Source organism: Saccharicrinis fermentans DSM 9555 = JCM 21142 (assembly GCF_000517085.1).
Classification (GTDB): Bacteria; Bacteroidota; Bacteroidia; order Bacteroidales; family Marinilabiliaceae; genus Saccharicrinis; species Saccharicrinis fermentans.
Window position 1 is genome coordinate 974,768 of the sequence record NZ_KI912107.1, and the last position, 19,498, is coordinate 994,265.

9 protein-coding genes are annotated in these 19,498 nt (G+C 36.4%); all 9 read left to right on the top strand.

What is annotated here, in order from left to right; translation table 11 throughout:
* Nucleotides 1-142 precede the first annotated feature (142 nt).
* The 9 genes from CYTFE_RS0104095 to CYTFE_RS0104135 all read left to right on the top strand — a co-directional run bounded on the left by CYTFE_RS0104095 (nt 143) and on the right by CYTFE_RS0104135 (nt 19,492).
* On the top strand, nt 143-2,428 hold the full coding sequence (locus tag CYTFE_RS0104095) for a beta-galactosidase (RefSeq protein WP_027470776.1): 2,286 nt from the start codon (nt 143-145) through the stop codon (nt 2,426-2,428).
* A 356-nt stretch (nt 2,429-2,784) separates the two neighbouring features.
* Nucleotides 2,785-4,677 carry an alpha-1,3-galactosidase-related protein gene (locus tag CYTFE_RS0104100; protein ID WP_027470777.1) on the top strand — a complete coding sequence of 631 codons (1,893 nt, stop codon included), beginning with the start codon at nt 2,785-2,787 and terminating at the stop codon, nt 4,675-4,677.
* A 161-nt stretch (nt 4,678-4,838) separates the two neighbouring features.
* Nucleotides 4,839-7,979 (top strand): SusC/RagA family TonB-linked outer membrane protein, encoded by a 3,141-nt coding sequence (locus CYTFE_RS0104105; RefSeq protein ID WP_200871228.1) that lies wholly within the window; start codon nt 4,839-4,841, stop codon nt 7,977-7,979.
* Between the two features lie 11 nt (nt 7,980-7,990).
* Nucleotides 7,991-9,742 carry a RagB/SusD family nutrient uptake outer membrane protein gene (locus CYTFE_RS0104110; protein ID WP_044212230.1) on the top strand — a complete coding sequence of 584 codons (1,752 nt, stop codon included), beginning with the start codon at nt 7,991-7,993 and terminating at the stop codon, nt 9,740-9,742.
* 22 nt (nt 9,743-9,764) lie between these two features.
* Nucleotides 9,765-11,426, top strand: coding sequence for a hypothetical protein (locus tag CYTFE_RS0104115; RefSeq protein WP_027470780.1), 1,662 nt, complete (start codon nt 9,765-9,767; stop codon nt 11,424-11,426).
* Between the two features lie 109 nt (nt 11,427-11,535).
* Nucleotides 11,536-11,985: a hypothetical protein gene (locus CYTFE_RS0104120; RefSeq protein ID WP_027470781.1), complete on the top strand. Its 450-nt coding sequence runs from the start codon at nt 11,536-11,538 to the stop codon at nt 11,983-11,985.
* A 618-nt stretch (nt 11,986-12,603) separates the two neighbouring features.
* On the top strand, nt 12,604-14,253 hold the full coding sequence (locus tag CYTFE_RS0104125; protein WP_027470782.1) for a sulfatase: 1,650 nt from the start codon (nt 12,604-12,606) through the stop codon (nt 14,251-14,253).
* A gap of 54 nt (nt 14,254-14,307) precedes the next feature.
* Nucleotides 14,308-15,831 (top strand): sulfatase-like hydrolase/transferase, encoded by a 1,524-nt coding sequence (locus tag CYTFE_RS24910; RefSeq protein WP_044212231.1) that lies wholly within the window; start codon nt 14,308-14,310, stop codon nt 15,829-15,831.
* A gap of 538 nt (nt 15,832-16,369) precedes the next feature.
* The gene (locus tag CYTFE_RS0104135) at nt 16,370-19,492 is read left to right on the top strand and encodes a SusC/RagA family TonB-linked outer membrane protein (RefSeq protein ID WP_044212232.1); all 3,123 of its coding nucleotides are present in this window, start codon (nt 16,370-16,372) and stop codon (nt 19,490-19,492) included.
* The last annotated feature ends 6 nt before the right edge of the window (nt 19,493-19,498 follow it).

Consider the following 19,498-nt stretch of genomic DNA (forward strand, 5'->3'; position numbering starts at 1 on the left):
GGTGAGGGATTTATTTAATCTCTCGCCTTTTTTTATTCCAGCAACCAAGAAATTTATTGAGAGGCACATATGTGGAACTGAATATATGAATATTGCCTTTAGAATATATATATTCTACATAACTAATTATTACTAAAAAATCATGAAGGTTTATAGATTGTTACTAAGTACAGCTATGGTGTTTTGTTTTAGCTTGAGTGTTTTTTCCCAAAGTCTAAATTCGCAAGCTGAGCAAAAAATAAAATTATTAAAAGAGCAAGTTGCTAAGGCTGAAAAAAAAGGCTTGCCCGTAGAGCGAGAAAAAATGACGCTTTGTACGGCACAAACTTATTTAACATTTGCCGATTGGGATGAGGAAAACGTGGTTGCCAATACGAAGTACTTTAAACTTGTTTCTATTTATAAGGATCAAGCTGAAGAAATGGCTCAGAAATTAGCGGATTGGGAGCGTAATGATGTGATTAAAATGTTAGATAGCTCCATCATAACTGTTCAAAAGGTACTGCGTGGTGAAATTGTACGAAAAGAAACACCAAAGATCGATTGGGCCAGGGTGAAGCATGAGGGAGATTTGCTTACTTTCAATGGGCGCCCGGTTTTTGTAGCTGATTATACCTGGAAACAGGAGGATAGTAACTGGATGGAGTATTATGGCGCACAAGATGGTTTTTTTCTGACGCCTTCATATGTCATCAATAAAAAAGGTGATATAAATCCTGCAAAATTAACTGAGTTGAGAAATAAGCCTGATGGGCGTCTGGGATTTATTTTTATTAACAATAAAAATGTGCCTGACTGGGCAGAGAAAGCTTATGGTCCGGGTTTTAAGATGCGTGAAGATACTTATACCAATTATGATATTGATAATCCTGGTGCTCGTAAAATGATGGGTGCTTTGATAAAGGGTACGGTACCTTATATGGCAGGGAAAAAATATAGCGAACTTGGCTATATGCTTTGCAATGAACCTCATTTTTATACAACCACAAATGGCGATAAACTTGATTGGGCAAGTGGTCCAGTATCCGAATTTACCATTGCTAAGTTTAAAAAATGGTTGAAGAAAAAACATCAAACTATAGCGGTTCTTAATTCACTTTGGAAAACAGACTTTGCTTCGTTTGATGAACTTAAAATATCTATTCCAATAGATATCCGTTTGCAAGGAACGGCTCAATGGTATGACTGGATCTTATTTAATAATGATCGTGTTACACAATGGTATAGTTGGCTTAAGTCTGAAATACTTCGATATGATCCTAGTGCAAAAGTTCATCTTAAGATAATGCCTAACCTCTGGTCTGATAATAAACGTGGACATGGTATTGATTTGGAGGCCTTGACTAATATGAGTCAGATCATAGGTAATGATGCAGGCGCTGCTTATAATAAAATGTGGGGACCAACTCAGGATTGGGAACATGATTACTCATTTGACTGGCGTGAAATGTGTATGAGCTATGATTTTCTAAAGTCTGTTAGTCCTGATAAAATTATTTTTAATTCTGAAGCACATTACTTATCAACCGGACGTTCGAGAGATTTATATATGAACCCTCAATATGCACGAGCAACATTTTGGCAAGCACATGTTCAGGGGCTTAGTGCCAGTCAAATTTGGTATTGGCCTCGAAAAACGGATGGATCATTGAATAGAAACCCGGGTAAAGGCTATGGCGGTTCTAATAATCAACAGCCTCGTGTTTTAAATGAAGTAACTTCCACTTTAATGGATTTGAATTCTTTTAGTGAAGAGATTGTGCTTATGCAACGCCAACGTAAGCCAATACGTATTTTTTATTCTGAAACATCGGCTATTAATAAGTCTGATTATATGGATGGTCTATTTGCTCTTTATGAACATGTTTTTTTTGAAGGGGTTCCCATAGGGTTTGCTACAGAAAATATTATTAACAAACAAAATCATAACGATTGGGATATGATACTTGTTCGAAACACAGAATTTGTTACTCAAACGGAATTAGATGCTCTTCAGGCTTATGCAGATCAAGGAGGAACCGTTATTGTGGATGATGAAAGCTTGAAGAAGAATGAGTATGGGATTGCTATGCCGGGATTAATAGGTAAGCATGTGCAAAAAGCTTCATCGATCGATGAATATAAAAATAAAGCGTTTGCGCTATTAGATGATAATGGTGGGCTTCCTGAAATTGAGGTGAAAGAATTAAAGGAGAGCTCTAAGAAGGTGTGCGCATGGAAGTGTGTGAAAGATAAAGATGGTAAGCTTTTTTTATCTGTAGTAAACTTAGGAAAAGATCAAACTAAAATTCATGTGTCCTACAGGAAAGATGGTTCGGATGTAACTGGTACGGATTTATTCACAGGCAGAAAGGTGATGTCGGAGATCTCTTTAGAAAAATATGGTGTTGCATTTATTCAAATAGAGTCTCAATTGATGCCAAGATAGTGCAGAGTATAACGATCTAGCATAAAAATATGATCGTATATTGGTGTGTTTGTTGAACCTGGTTTATGCGTTAATGATTGATTCCAAACCTAAACAGTTTTGATTCTTCTATATACTTTGGGGCTACCTATTATTACAATTCATAATTAAATTAGGTTAAGTATGTTTTGTAAAAATAATGAACAATGTGCTATTAATCAGTGTGTTGTTGTGTATTTTTTAGTCTTTGAACTTGCTTTTTATTTGTACATATTAACCCATGAGTACAACGTTATTACCCATAAGTTAAATATAGATTTTTTAAAAGTGAAATTTTGTAAATAATAAATTAAGAAATATAAAAAGATACATTACTTATGGTAAAAACAATACTAGTTAATAGGCAATGGATTGTATGGATAATGCTTGTTTTTTTTCAATATGGTTGTTCAAAGACGATTGATAATTCTATGATTCTCAGCTTTGGTACAGAAATTTCTGACGACGCTACACCAGATGTGTTAGCCCAAATATTAAACTCGAATCAAAATATATCAAAAATCAAGTTTGAAAAAGGAATATATCATTTTTACCCAGATAAGGGATTAGAAGAATATTGTCATATTTCTAATCATTGTGATGTAATGGTAAGTACAGCTTTTCCCATTAAAAATTTTAAAAATTTAACCATTGACGGCCAGGGTTCAACATTTATTTTTCATGGCATCATGGTGCCGTTTTTAGTGCAAGCAAGTCATAATATAACGGTAAAGAATTTATCGATCGATTGGTATAATCCATTCCATAGTGAAGGACTGATTGTGGCTCGTGATGAAAAAAATCGAACTTTTGATATGCAAATATCCGAAGCGTATCCTTATGAAATACGAAATCATCAATTGTATTTTGTGAAGGAATATTATGAACATAATATTGGACAATCTATTTTGTATGATCCTCAACGTTCTGCCATCGCTTTTAATACAGAAGCTTATACGAACTTAACCACTATAAAAAAAGCAGAAACAAGTAGGTATCTTTCTAATATAAAATACAAGTATGATTTTGATTTCAGGGCTCCGGAATATAAGAAGCTTGGTAAAGAAGATAGGTTGTTTGTCGAGGAAATTAAAAAGGGACTTGTGCGTGTGCATAATCATGGAAAGTTACTTCCTCAGGTTGGATTAATTCTTACCATGAAAGGGGAGCAAGGGTTTAATAGGGTAGCTCCTGCTTTTAGAGTAACAACAACAGATGGTTTTAATGCTCAAAATGTCAATGTACATCATGCAGGAGGAATGGGTATTATTGCAGAAAACTCAGCTAACTTAACACTTGATAATTTTAATATCACGCCTTCTAAAGGTCGGATGGTTTCTACTACGGCTGATGCTACGCATTTTGTTGGATGCCGAGGGAAAGTGATTTTAAGAAATTGTACTTTTAATAATCAGTTAGACGATGCAGCAAATATACACGGTACTTATCAAATTGTAGAGGATGTATTAGATGAATATCGTATAGGAGTGCGTATGGGACATCATCAACAAAAGGGTTTTGTTATTGGTGTTCCTTCTGATACCATTGGTTTGGTCAGGTTAAGTGATTCTTTTGATCCATATGACCAACTTACCGTAAAAGACATTCAGTATCTCAATGGACGATATCAGATTATTACCTTTCATCAAAAGTTACCTCAAGGTATACAGAAAGGTGATCTGATTGAAAACCTATCCGCCTATCCTGAGGTGTGGGTGCAAAATTGTAATATAGCTAATAATCGAGCTCGCGGATTGCTTATTTCTACACCTAAAAAAACAATTATTGAAGATAATTATTTCAGTACTGAGATGGAAGCCATACTGATTCCTGTAGAGAGCAGCCATTGGTATGAGTCCGGTAGTGCTTCAAATGTACTTATTCAGAATAATACATTTCAAGATTGTCAGCATAGTGGTTATAAACGTGGCGTAATTCGTTTAGATACAGATGATGACAATACGAATCTGGCATTCCGGAATATTGAAATATCTAATAATATTTTTAATCAATTTGACAACATGATTGTACAGATAGCCAATGTAGATGGTTTTAAATTTATTGGAAATACAATATCAAATTCAGGAACATTTCCTCAGTTATTTCCCGATGCACCAGCTTTTACGGTTGATGTGTCTAAAAATGTGGTGTTTGAAAATAATACCTATGGTGGCAAGGCAAAGCAATTGATTGTAACGGATGAATCGTCTGGAGATATTGAATTTAAATGAATGAGTAGGGTGTTTTGATTCATCAGAATGGGATACAGGTGGGTAACTCATTTTTATTGGAGAGTTTTATCTGTTGTGAGGATGAATGTAGACAGTGTTGAGCAAACTTAAATCAAATGGAGAACAATAAAATGCACTTTAAATCTAAAATCTAATTAATAATGAAACAATACAAGATGTTGAAATTTAGTCAAACGATGGCTCGATACCTGTTTTTGACTATAATATTGATGATGACTTGGAGTATTCAAGCACAGGAAAAAAATATGATGGTTACCGGGACTGTCGTATCTTCGGCCGATGGTTTGGGGATACCAGGTGTAAGTGTCGTAATTAAAGGAACAATGTTGGGAACAATTACTGATATGGATGGAAATTATTCTCTCAAAGCAGAAATGGGAGATGTGTTCCAATTTAGTTTTATTGGTATGGAGTCGACCGAAAAAGAAGTGAGGGGAAAAATAGTGGATGTTTCGATGAAACCAGATGTAGTGAGCTTGGATGAGGTGGTTGCTATTGGTTATGGAAGTGTAAAAAAGAAGGAGCTTACAGGTGCTGTTGCGCAGGTTAAATCTGAAGATATTTCGCGTGTGGTTACCTCTGACTTTGGGGCTGCACTGCAAGGGTTAGTGGCAGGTGTAAATGTGACCGCTAATTCTGGTGCCCCAGGAGAAAATTCTAATATTCTTATTCGAGGTGTAAGCTCTATTAGTGGTAGTAATACCCCACTTTTTGTTGTGGATGGCGTTCCTCAGGAAGGTGATCCTCGATTGAGTACCAATGAAATAGAAACCATCGATATTCTTAAAGATGCGGCTTCGGCAGCTATTTATGGTACGCGTGGTGCAGCAGGAGTTATTCTTATTACTACTAAACAAGGTGAGGCAGGATCCCTAAGAGTGCGTGTTAATAGTAGTTACGGAGTTGAAGATATTAGATCGGGTACCCCTGTGATGAATGCTGTTGAACAGACTTATGCAGACTTTCTATATCATCGAAACCTGAACGGAACGAACTATACTGATATAAATCTAAGTACTCTGCGTACTTCAGAGAGTTTTCAGAATAATACAGATCTCGGATCTTTGGTGTTTATTGATTATGCACCCGTGCAGGAGCATAGTATTAATGTTTCGGGGGGAACCAAGGATATTTCTTATAATGTAATTGCTGGCTATTTTAATAAGGAAGGTGTAATTGTTAATTCAGGTTTTGAACGATTTAATACCCGGGCTAATACAACTTATCGTCATGGTAAATGGCGTATTAATGCCAATGTAGGTCTAACACAAGAAAAAAAGAAGAGTTCTCCTGGTGGGATAATTACCCAAACAATTAAGTATCACCCTACAATGAATATGATAGATGTGGATAGCGATGAGGCTTTGAATACCAGTCATTCGTTTGAATCCAATCGTGTGAATTGGGTGATGGATAGTTTTAGAAATACAGATGTAAATCATCGCACATCAGCTTTTGCTAATTTTAATATCAACTTAGAGCTAATTAAGGATCTTAATTTGTCTACACGTATTGGAAACTCGTTTACCAATGATTACCGTCATAGATTTAGTCCATATCAGGAAGTGTACGATGTAGATGGGGAGCTTGTTGGAGATCCTTCTACTAATAGTTATGTATGGGATCTTAGTAGCAGAAGAACCGCATTGACTTTGGATGCGGGTTTAACTTATCAAAAAAAGTTTGATAAGCACAAATTAACCGTATTCTTAGGTCAATCGGTTGAAAAGTATGTTTACGATAGTTTTGAAGCAAAAAAAACAGCTGTTTCAAATAATGAAATAGATCGCTTGGATGGAGCGGTATCTAATCCTTATGCAAGCTCGATGGATAATGATTACGTTAATAAGTTAATCGGCTCTATCGGAAGAATTCAATATGATTATAAAAGTAAATATTTGCTAAGTGCAAGTATTCGGCGTGATGGATCTTCAAAATTTGGAAGTGATAATCGTTGGGGTATTTTCCCATCTGCTTCATTGGGGTGGAATGTATCTGATGAAGGCTTTTGGCAAGGTATAAAAGAGGTGGCTAATAATTTTAAGTTAAGAGCGAGTTATGGTACTGTTGGTAACCAAAGCTTTGATCCATATACCTATTCGGCCGGTATTACACCTGGAATCAATTATATTTTCACCTCTCAAAATGCAGATGGAGGGCAAAATAATAGCTTAGTTAATGGTTATGTGCAAACTGAGTTTGCCAATGGAGATGTTAAATGGGAGACCTCGATTCAGACTAATATTGGTATGGATATCGCTTTTTTTAATAATAAACTCACGTTTACTGCGGAATACTACAATACCAACAAAAAAGATATGTTAATGCCGATTCAATTGCCGGGTTCAACAGGTAATATTCCCAATGTAAATATGCACAATCCTAAATCTTCGGTGGTGGTGTTGAATGTGGGTGATATGACCAACCAAGGCTTAGAGTTTGCGATGGGATACCGAACTAAAACAGGTCGTGTAAGCTGGGGTGTTAATGGAACTTTCAGTACTAACAAAAATGAAGTAACAAAGGTTAATGGTATGGGAGGGTTTACATTGCTGGATGATGGAGGACTTATCTCTGGAAAAAAATCAGTGTCTCAGGTAACTGCTATTGCTGAAGGTTATGAAGCGGGTGCTTTTTTCTTAAGGCCAACAAATGGAATCGTAGATTCACATGAGAAATTGGCTGAATATCAAAATATTAGACCGGATGCGCGAATGGGTGATTTAATTTATAAAGATACCAATGGAGATGGCTTAATATCTGATTTAGATAGGGTATACAGCGGAAGTGGATTGGTAGAATACGAGGTGGGCTTGAATGCACAGGCCAGCTTTAAAGGTTTTGATTTCTCAATGCAGTGGTATTCGGCCATAGGGCATGAAATTATGAATGGTGCCAAGGCTACTGCTTATGGTTGGGGACGACATAAAGATTTGCTTTATCAGTGGTCAGAAGCAAACCCAACCTCATCGATTCCTTCTTATAAGGGAGAGCCTAATAAACATTTCAATTATGAAGGACATAGCGATTTGTGGCTGGAGGATGGAACGTATTTGCGTCTTAAAGAAATTACCCTGGGATATACCTTGCCACAAGTATCAACACGTGGCTGGGGAATTGATAAATGTCGGTTTTATGTAACGGCTCAAAATCCACTTACGTTTACTGATTATTCTGGGTATGATCCGGAAGTGGGTGGTAATGTGAAGAGTAGGGGTGTGGATAAAGGAAACTACCCGGTTACTTCTCTGTATACTGTTGGCGTAAATCTTAACTTCTAAATCTATTTATCATGACATATAAATTATTTAAATATTTAGCACTCGTTGTTGTTCTTGCTCTTACAGTGTCGTGCAACGATTGGTTAGAAGAAACAAATCCGAATCAGTCTGATAGTGATTCGTACTGGAAAAATTTGACACAAACAGATGGTACTTTAATTGCAACTTATGGTAGTTTATTTAATCATGGAGTGTTAAATATTCGTGAAGAAGCTTGGCGTTCAGATATGGGTTTTCCAGGCTACGGACGCCCCTCATATAGTGGTGATGGCGTTGTTTGGTATAATCAAATTTATACCAATACCAATACGTATATCACTAAAAAGTGGGAATCGCTTTACCTTGGTATTTTTCGGGCTAATCAGGTTATTGATGGTCTAAAAGGACTAGAGGGATCGGTTGATAATGAGGAATGGGAGGAGCAAATGGCACAAGCTCGCTTTTTAAGAGGGCTTTTCCATTTTTACTTGCATTCGTCATTTAATAAGGGAAATATAATTATCAGGGACTTTGTGCCGAAAACCACAGCTGAGTATAATATTCCTGTATCAGCTTCGGCCGAGGTAATCGCATTTTTCAGGTCTGATTTACGTTATGCATATGAACATTTGCCAGTGAGTTGGGCAGATGAGGGAGAGATAGGTAGAGCTACCAAAGGTGCCGCAGCAACCATCTTGGGAACTAGTTTTTTATATGAAAATGAAATTGACTCTGCGATCGTTAAATTTGAGGATGTGGTGAATAATGTGTCTGCAAAATATGGATATGAATTGGTTCAAGACCCTTCGCTTTTATTTACAACTGCTGGTGAATTTAATAAGGAGTCTATTTTTGAAATAGCTTATTCTAATGAGTTTAGTCCAGAATATAATACTTGGGTGGAAGATCGTACTACTAACCGACTGGCAGCCGATAGCTATGCAAATACATCGTCTTCTTTTTTTCCTTCTTGTTGGATTACGTGGGAGTATTTAAATGAACCAATGGACAGTAAAGATAGTCGGAATTATTATCTCTCCGATCCTGAAGATCCGGCTAGTGAGACTTTACGTGATGTGCCACTAAGAGCTTCTTCTATGATCGCTTTAATTCAAGATGAGCAGTCGTCTTATTACGGCAAGAAAGTATGGGAGAAAGCAACTTTTAACATACAAAATGGATTCGCACGTTATAAAAAATACACGAATCATGACCTGTTAACAGATGAAAATGATAATCCCGGAGGACGAAACCACTCAGGGAAAAACGTAACGGTTAACCGTTTGGGAGATGTTTATCTGATGTTGGCCGAATGTTACATTAAAAAAGATGATGTAAAAAGCGCTTTAGATTTGATAAACGCTGTACGTAGCAGGTGGGGCCTTCAACTTATAGGATTGAGTAATGGTGATACGGAGCATGAATATAATGAGGTTTCTTATGATGCGCAATCGTTGATGGAGCGATTAATGAATATTGAAAAGCCGCTGGAAACATCAGTTGAAGGGCATGCCATCCGATGGTTTGATCTTAGACGATGGGGGAAATTAGAGGAAAACTTTAAAAAGAAAGCAAACGAAGTATATTGGTCTGATCATTATACACCTAAAGATCAAACAAAAACAAAATGGAACAGTACGCTTACCGCAATCGATCCAGGAGATAGTAATAGACAGGTATATAAGGATTATGAGCAGGCAGCCATGAATTTCAACTATGAATTACATGCCTGGTTACCTATTCCTGCAACTGAGGAAGTGAGCAATCCGAATTTATACAAATAATAGATAATTAAAGCATAATTCAATGAAAAAATTAAACATATTATTACCGCTTTTTGCCTTGTTATTTGTGGTAGCATGCGATGAAGATGATTATGTAGCACCAGGTACGGTTACCGATGTTGCTTGGTACACCAGCGAAAAAAATAATGGAGATTATAAGTTAAATCAGGGCGATTATATGTCTTTTGTGGATTTATCTCAAGGTTATGAAAGTCATGAATGGAGTATTGAAACTGGGAACTACTTTTTGAAGGCAGGTTTTAGTCAGTATGATTCTTTGCCTTTGTTTATTGATCAAGAAAAAGGATTTGTTACTGACGATGCTACTGTTCATATTCTCTTTAATAAAGCGGGAATTAATAAGGTGCGTTTGTATAATACTTTTAATCAAAAAGTTGTTTTTAACGGATCTGAACCTTTTGAGGTAGTGAATAAAGACGGTGTTTGGGTGATTGATACTACTTTTTTGGTTGATGTATATGGTGATGTCTTGCCAGCTTTTAAAGTTTATCAATTAGTGGAAGACTATGATGGTAATATTATTGAGGAAAAAGAGGTTTGTAGTATTACTGAAACGGATATGCCAGATGCAGATAAAGCTGAGACTTGGCCAAGTATAGATGTGGAAATGGGAGGACGTCTTAAATTTGTAGATTTAACCACTAAAGATAGACCTACAGGTAGGATTTGGACTGTATTTAACCAGCAAAAATCGACTACGTCAAATGACTCTGTAGCAATTGTTTATTTTAATACATTGGGGTATACAACAGCCAAGGGGGTTGGATCTATTAAAGCAGAAAGGGTGAGTGATGATGAATTGCCAAGTGCCTCAGCTGTAAAAGTGATACCTTTTAATGTTAATGTGATAGCATCTGCTAAACCTTTTGTATATACTGGTAATATTAAGGAGAATGAAGATGAATCTATCATCATGAATGTGTCTGGTGAAATGAAATCTTTTTCAGGTGTTGAAGATGCTTTTACGGTGCATGTGTTGAATGCTGCATCTGGCTTTGAAGAAAATATAGCAGCGGCTAAAGCAGAAGTAAATCCCGAAGATGCTACATCTATTAAACTAAAGCTTAGTGAGGCGATCTATAATTCTGATCAAGTATATGTTTCTTATGATAATACGAAGGGTGCTATTTTGCGTGCTGATGATAAAATATTAGAGAACTTTGGCCCAGTTGGGGTAGATATGTATACTCAAAATTTTGCGGATGTTGATTTTTATGGAGCAGAAGCCGGAGGTGATGGTTGGTTTATTCAGCATGCCAATCAATGGTTTATTAATACCGAAAAGTCTTCTTCAGGGAGTTATGGTTTTAAATATGTTTATGACACAGCTAGTAGTCCTGGAAATAATGCTAAAATTCAAAGCACTGCACCGAATGTTTTTGGTGTAGAGGAAGGTGAATATCTAATGAGTCTCGAGGTATGGATGGAAGAAAGTTCAAATATTGCGTTTTTACGTACTAACCTATCTACTCCCGATTGGTTACCTTTGACATGGGATTTATCTTCTATTGAAAAAGGTAAATGGGTAAGACTAACTCAGCAAATTTCTTTGGGGGATCATAGTAAATTTATATTTCAAATTAACAAGGCGGATGTGCTTGGCGATAACGCTATTATGTATATTGATGATATTGAGTTTACTAAATTAGAAATGAGGCCTTAATTCAAAAATTAGTGATTTAATGATGCTGGTAGTTTATTTATACTCTTTGCTATTGGCTTGGTTCAGATGGCCTTAAAAATAAATTATAAACAAATGAAAATTATAACGTATGAAAAATTTACTAAATATATTGACCGTGGTTGGTTTTGTAATGTTATTAGGAGGATGTGATGAATCGGAATGGCCCGAATCTAGCGTTAAACTAGTTCCTGTGTATTCAGCAACGGATATAGATGGTGAGGGTGCGCCCTTCGCCTTAGAAATATATCAAGAAAAGCCATTGTTGATTGAATATGTTAATGCCAATATACTCAATAGTTTTAGTTATTACGATTTTGTAGATAAATCTTCATCGACTCGTTTTGACTTGAGCTATGCTATTCAACGACCAGCTATTACAGATGCTGGTAAGGATACTTTAATAACAAATGTTTATAGGTTATTTGGTCTGAAAAATGATTTGAAACCTGATACCCTTTGGTATGGAGTGGCTATTTCTGTGGATACTACCTATAGTGAATTTTATACTACTATAGAAGAAAAACAAGTTTATAATTAGTCTTTGCAAGAAAACTCCAAATACTGCGTTATTCTCATTTTTGAAACAGTCGCTTACCATCAGTAAACTCCTTGGTTTCAAAAATATCGAAAGCCTTGTCTTTGAAGCTTTCTTATCAAAGCTAGAAAACGACTGTTTTTTCTGGCAATGACTAATTTAGCGTGTACACAAAAAAAATTATTAAACCCTGCAAGATGCATTAGAACTTCATAATAGATTTTCTAATGCATTTTTCTGGTTAAAAGGAGGCTGCCTGTAGGCGGTCTTTTTTTTGTTCGAAGTGTTGTGCAAGGTATATTATTTTTTATTACGTGTTGAAATAAAAGGTTCATCGACACTATTTATGCTTGTTACCTAAAGATAGGATTACTCCTTCTTTGCATCATAGATGATGTTGGTTGTGATGCTATTAATAAAGTAGTTAAAATCTTATTATAATGGGTTAATTTTGATGATGTCGGAACTGTATAAAGAGTGTTAATTTGTTCGTTGCATATGACGTATTTATATGTTGAAATATTAGGATATGTGAAACGAGCCATGATAAAAAACTTCACACATAGAATTATGAATAATATGGCGAGTTTCATGTGGCCATTGAAAATTAAATTTAAACACATGAAAAGGATACCTGTATTTTTATTAGCAGTAGTGACACTATTTGCTTGCAATGTTAAATCAGTACAACATGAGAGTAAAGGAAAGAAACCTAATATACTTTTTATTGCCATTGACGATCTTCGACCGGAGTTAGGATGTTATGGTTCACCCATTGCTATTACGCCTAATATTGATCAATTGGCTGAGCAGGGCTTACTGTTTGAGAACGCCTATTGTCAACAAGCTATTTGTAGTCCTTCACGTGCCAGTTTAATGACTGGTGCCCGGCCTGAATCTATTGGAGTGATTGAAAATTACACAGACTTTCGTGATGTAAACCCGGATATTGTTACTTTACCTCAACAGTTTATTAAGTTTGGTTATGAAGCAGTTTGTTTGGGGAAAGTTTTTCATGGTAAATATAATGACCCTGATTTTTCATGGAGTAGGTTGCCGCTTAAACCAAGCATCAAGCGACTACCTACTAAAGGGGGGTTCGCATTGAAAGAAAATCAAGAGTTTTGGAAAAGGGATCGTGATAAAATGGTGGCTAAATATGGTCCAGATGCTACTAAAAATGGTTTAGCTCAAGGGCCTGCATTTGAATGTGCTGATGTGCCAGATGAGACCTATGAAGATGGTTATAATACTGTTGCCGCAATTGCAACACTAAAAGATATGTTGGCTAAAAATCCAGAAAAACCTTTTTTTCTTGGGTTTGGTATTAAAAAACCCCATTTGAATTTTGTGGCACCTAAAAGATATTGGGATTTATATGATCGTGAAGATATCTCATTGTCTTCATATACAGAGGCACCAATTAATGGTGCTGCCATGGGATTACACCCTTCTTTTGAAATGAGAGCTAGGGCAGGTATTCCTAAGTTCGGAAGTATTAGTGATTCTTTAGCTCGTGTATTAAAGCATGGTTATTTAGCTTGTGTGAGTTATGCCGATGCCCAGGTTGGTAAGGTAATGCAGGCGTTGGAGGAGGCTGGCGTTAGAGACAATACAATTGTTATTTTATGGGGCGATCATGGTTGGCATCTTGGAGAAATGGGAGTGTGGGGAAAAGCCACTAATTATGAAATTGCTACACGTGTACCGATGATAATTTCTGCGCCTAATATGCCTGATGAAATTAGGGGTGTAAAAACCGGTGCCTTAGTGGAGTTGGTGGACATGTATCCAACGCTTTGTGAGTTAGCAGGCGTAGATAAGCCAAGTCACCTGGAGGGACAAAGCTTCGCTCCTCTATTGACAAATCCTACCCACGATTGGAAGAAAGCTGTATTTAGTCAGTTTCCTACACCCGCACTAAGGGAATGGGCTGCAAATCCACTTTCTAAAGGAATGCGCGAAACTTATTTTGGTCCATTAATAAATCAAGTTGAAGATCGTATTATTGTTCAACAAGGGAGTAGATGGAATCGAAATCTATTTGAAAATCGTTTGATGGGATATGGAATGCGTACAAAAAAATATCGGCTTATCGTATGGAAGGATTACACGGACGCAAGTGCTGAACCTATCTTTATCGAGTTGTTTGATCATATGAACGATCCATCTGAAACAAAAAATATTGCGGAAGAAAATCCTCAGGTTGTACGTACTTTATTACAGCAATTTAATGAGGGATGGAAGGGTAATATGGCTGAGATAAAGTAGTAATTTAAGGAAAGAAAGATAGTTTATGTTATTGAATATTTTAAAGAATATATTATGAAAAAGAATAAGTTTCTCTTATCAATTTTATTGTTTTTTTTATGTTTGTGTTTTCAATCTTTAAGAGCACAAACTACGAAAATAAGAAAGTCTCAACCAAATATTCTGGTTATACTATGCGATGATCTGGGTTATGGAGATGTGGGCTTTAACGGTTCTGTTGATATTAATACACCTTCGCTGGATAAGTTGGCTAAGAATGGAACAATATTAAATGCAGCCTATGTTACCCATCCCTTTTGTGGTCCTAGCCGTGCATCTATTATGACAGGGCGCTACCCGCATCATATTGGTACTCCATACAATTTAAGAGACGTGGGCGTAAGGATAGATAAAGGAGTTCCTAAAGAGGAGCTTTTTATGAGCGAAATGTTGCAAAAAGCTGGATATTATACAGCAGCAATAGGTAAGTGGCACATGGGTTGGGCATCTGGTTTTCGGCCGAATGAAAGAGGGTTTGATGAGTTTTACGGCTTTTTGGCTGGAGGCCATGAATATTTTCCGCAACGATTTATACCTGCCTATGAAAAACAACGTGCTGCTGGTGTATATCCCATTAGAGAGTATATTAAGCCTCTTTTGCATAATGATAAAGAGGTGGCTGAAAAGGAATATCTGACAGATGCATTTACTAGGGAAGCGATTAGTGTCATTAAGAAATCTGAAAAGCAAGAAAATCCCTTTTTTCTATATTTGGCTTACAATGCTCCTCATACTCCATTGCAAGCTAAAGATGAGGATCTTCAGAAATTTTCTCATATAAAGGATAAGAAACGTCAAACCTATGCTGCAATGGTTTATGCGGTTGATAGAGGTGTGAAAAATATTGTAGCTGCTTTAAAAGAAACGAATCAATTTGATAATACCTTGATTGTGTTTTTTAGCGATAATGGAGGTAGTGTAGATCATGGAGCCAGCAATGCACCATTGAAAGGGACAAAAGGAGATACCTGGGAGGGTGGTTTTAGAACACCTATGTTCTTTCATTGGCCAAATCGTATTTTGGCTGGAAAAAAAGTGGATACACCTGTTTCAGCATTGGATTTATTCCCTACTTTCGCCCATCTGGCAGGTGCGAAATTACCAAAATCAAAGAAATTGGATGGTTTAAACCTGGCACCAGTCTTATTTGATAAGAATGAAGACTCATTTAAACAAAGAATGATATTTTCGTTGCGTTACCGTGAAGGATATTGTGATGTGGGCGCTCGCAAAGGGGATTGGAAAATTGTTCGTATGGCCAATGAGCCTTGGTTATTAATTAATATCAAAAAAGATATGAAGGAACAAAGCAATTCAATAAGACGATATCCTGAAATTTTTGAACAGATGATAGCCGAAACCAAAAAATGGAGTGAAAGTCATGTTAAACCATTGTGGTATTATTCGGCTAAAGATGAACAACTATGGAATGACGGTATATTGCCCGGTTATAAACAGACTTTTGAGACAGAGATTCTAGAACAGGCTCCTCTTGATTATGTAAATAAAAAGGAAAAAGTGTTAGAGAGTAGAAAATAAATAAAAAAGGAGTTGCCTAAGGGGAACTCCTTTTTTATTCTTGATATTTCTGTGTCTTTATTTTTTTGAATTTCTATTAAAGTATTGACTTGTTTTATTTGCACATGTGCGATAACCGTATTGTGCTTCCCCTCCCTTTTGTTTTGATGTATTAGAACTTAGGCATACGATTTATTAAATGTGTTTCTCAAACCAGATTTAATATTGGGACCATGCCTATGTGTAAGTTCTAGGCAGTAAAAGAGATGTCATTGACGTATGTTAAATGACAGTTCATAGAAAGTGCTTGTTGTATAGGATAAAATGATGTTATAAGAAGGTAAGATTAGTAAACTAATTATAGCAATATAGATGCATCTTTGTTAGGTTGATGAAGGTTGTATTTGTATGATGTTTAGGTTGTTAGTGGATGGTAGTGGGGTGTATATGCGCCTATTAGAGCGTCTTCATTTTTGTGGAATGTATTTTTTGATAGACTTAAAATTAGTGTGATAGTTTAATATTTCTAAGAAGTGTAATGTGAAAAATAAATCAATTTATGAAAAGTAGAGTTATGAATGTTGTAAAGCAGGTGACAAAACGATGTGTGGTTTTTACTATAGGTATTTTGTTGTTCTTCAGCTCTGTTTTGTTGGCTCAAGATATGAAGGTCGGTGGAGTAATTACTGACTCCTCCAATGGGGAAGCTATTCCCGGTGTCACTGTTGTAAAAAAGGGTACTGCTATAGGTACCATATCTGACATTGAAGGCAAATACAGCATTTCGGTAAGTAAAGGAGATGTATTGTTATATAGTTTTATTGGGATGAAAAGCCAGGAGATTATAGTGTCCAAACCAGTACAAAATATTCAATTAGCTCCCGAGTTAATTGGTCTTGATGAGGTAGTAGCTATCGGATATGGAAGTGTTAAAAAGAAGGAGTTAACTGGGGCAGTAGCTCAGATACCATCAGAATCAATTGAAAAAATTGTGACTTCTGATTTAGGGAATGCCATTCAAGGTTTGGTAGCTGGTGTTAATGTTAGCGCATCATCTGGACAACCTGGGGAGAGTTCTGGAATATTAATTCGAGGGATAACCTCAATAGAAGGCGGTAATACGCCTCTGTTTGTCGTGGATGGAGTTCCTCAAGAGAGTGATCCCCGTTTGAGTACAAACGAAATAGAGACTATTGATATTTTAAAAGATGCAGCATCTTGTGCTATTTATGGGACTCGTGGTGCAGCAGGTGTTATACTCATCACCACAAAACAAGGTAGAGCAGGGTCAATGAAGATAGGCATAGATGCTAGCTATGGTATTCAGGATATTCGTTCAGGTACACCGTTGATGAATTCTTCTGAACAGGTATATGCCGATATACTTGAAATGAATAATATTTATGATGGTGTATCTGGAATGGATGATAATATCAGACTTGCTATGCTGCGAAGTCCATATTATTTTCAGTACAATACTGATATCTCAGATGCTGTATTTATTGATAATGCTGTCGTTGAAGATTATAATCTGAATTTATCTGGCGGAACTAAGGATATGTCTTATAATGTTACTGTTGGCTATTTTAATCAAGAAGGAGTGGTCATCAACTCAGGATTTGAACGTCTCAATACACGAATTAATACGATCTACAAGCATAATAAATGGCAGATAAATGCGGCTGTTGGCATTTCACTGGAAGAAACGGGTTATTCGCCGGGAGGTATCATCACTCAAGCGATTAAATATCATCCTACAAATCAAAGTCTGGATTTTTCTAGCGATGATCCTATTTATGCACCTGGAGATCATGAGTCCTTAAATGTCAATTGGGTGCTTGATACTTTTAAAGATATCAACAAAAAATCGCGAAATAAGTCATTTGGAAATATTAATGTTAAATACAAACTGTTTAATAGTCTGGAGTTAAATGCAAGAGTTGCAGTAAATGCAATGAATGACTATCAAAAGCGTTTTAGTCCTTTTTCCGAAGTGTATAATGCCGAAGGAGAATTAACAAGTGATCAAATTAGAGATAGTTATGTTCAGAATGACGCAGGTAAAAATCGTTCTTATAATGCAAATATAGGAGCTACTTATCGTACATCATTTCATCATCATAACCTTACTATGTACGGAGGAAGTTCGCTGGAGAAATATACCTACGAAAGTTTCCGTGCGTCTCAGGATGGGGTTCAGAATAATGATATCCAGGTTTTAGATGGTGCAGTAGCGAATCCATATGCCAGTTCATTGAGTAATGATTATACGAATAAGTTGATAGGATTTATAGGACGGGTTCAGTATAATTATAAACAAAAATATTTATTGAGTGCTAGTGTTCGGCATGATGGATCGTCTAAGTTTGCGGAGGAAAATACTTGGGGAACTTTTCCTTCAGCATCTGTAGCATGGAACCTTTCTGATGAACATTTTTTTAATGGTTTAAAGGGTACCATTAACTCTTTAAAACTTAGGTTAAGTTATGGAGAAGTGGGGAATCAAAGTTTTGAACCATATTCTTATTCGGCAGGGATTGTAAGTGGTACCGATTATGTTTTTGGGGGGGAACAAAGCTATGGATTAGCCCAAACTAGTTTTGCGAATGCAAATGTAAAATGGGAAACTTCTATTCAATCCAATGTGGGTTTTGATATGGCTCTATTGAATAATAAAATCACTTTAACTGTTGAATACTACAAGACCAGTAAAGAAGATATGTTGATGCCCATTGAAGTGGCAGGTTCAAACGGCTCATTACCCAATGTCCAAATGGAAAATTTTACTGATCCAGAGGTGATACTGAATGTGGGTGACATGACCAACCAAGGGATTGAATTGGCCTTGCGTTACAAAGCAAAAACGGGAAAAGTAAATTGGACTGTGAGTGGCACCTTCTCGACGAACAACAATGAAGTTACCAAAATAAACGGACTGAAGAGATTTACTTTGTTGGATGATAGTGGTTTAATTGCAGGTAAGAAAACTCAATCGCAGGTGACAGCCATTGCTGAAGGATATGAAGCAGGTGCTTTCTTTTTGTTTAGGACAGGAGGTGTCATTAAGACAGTTGAGCAGTTGGCGGAATATCAGCAAATTGATCCTACTGCAGAAATGGGAGATCTTATATATATGGATATGGATGGAGACCATGCGATAACTGATAATGACCGACAATATGGAGGCAGTGGATTACCTGAGTATGAAGCAGGATTGAATATAACAGCTATTTACAAAGGTTTTGATTTTTCAATGCAGTGGTATTCGGCTGTGGGGCATGAGATAATGAATGGAGCTAAAGCTACAGCTTATGCTTGGAGCAGACACCGAGATATGACTTCGCAATGGAGTCCTATCAATCTTAATTCTGATATTCCTGCCTATAGAGGTGAACCAGGTACCCATTCTAATTACAATGGTTATACTGATTTGTGGCTGGAGGATGGTAGTTATGTTAGATTAAAAAATGTGACTTTGGGTTATTCATTGCCACAACGATGGATCCAAAAGATGAATATCTCCAAATGTCGTTTATACGTATCTGCAAAAAATCCTTTAACGATAACTCATTACGAAGGATATGACCCAGAGGTAGGAGGTAGTGTGACCAATAGAGGTTTGGATAAAGGAAATTATCCAGTTACTTCTCTTTATTCAGTAGGATTAAATCTAAAATTTTAAATAAGG

Excerpts from the sequence above, each read along its gene's own strand:
- CYTFE_RS0104095 (WP_027470776.1), top strand. The coding sequence starts at position 143 with ATGAAGGTTTATAGATTGTTACTAAGTACAGCTATGGTGTTTTGTTTT.
- CYTFE_RS0104100 (WP_027470777.1), top strand. The coding sequence starts at position 2,785 with ATGGTAAAAACAATACTAGTTAATAGGCAATGGATTGTATGGATAATG.
- CYTFE_RS0104105 (WP_200871228.1), top strand. The coding sequence starts at position 4,839 with ATGAAACAATACAAGATGTTGAAATTTAGTCAAACGATGGCTCGATAC.
- CYTFE_RS0104110 (WP_044212230.1), top strand. The coding sequence starts at position 7,991 with ATGACATATAAATTATTTAAATATTTAGCACTCGTTGTTGTTCTTGCT.
- CYTFE_RS0104115 (WP_027470780.1), top strand. The coding sequence starts at position 9,765 with ATGAAAAAATTAAACATATTATTACCGCTTTTTGCCTTGTTATTTGTG.
- CYTFE_RS0104120 (WP_027470781.1), top strand. The coding sequence starts at position 11,536 with ATGAAAAATTTACTAAATATATTGACCGTGGTTGGTTTTGTAATGTTA.
- CYTFE_RS0104125 (WP_027470782.1), top strand. The coding sequence starts at position 12,604 with ATGAAAAGGATACCTGTATTTTTATTAGCAGTAGTGACACTATTTGCT.
- CYTFE_RS24910 (WP_044212231.1), top strand. The coding sequence starts at position 14,308 with ATGAAAAAGAATAAGTTTCTCTTATCAATTTTATTGTTTTTTTTATGT.
- CYTFE_RS0104135 (WP_044212232.1), top strand. The coding sequence starts at position 16,370 with ATGAAAAGTAGAGTTATGAATGTTGTAAAGCAGGTGACAAAACGATGT.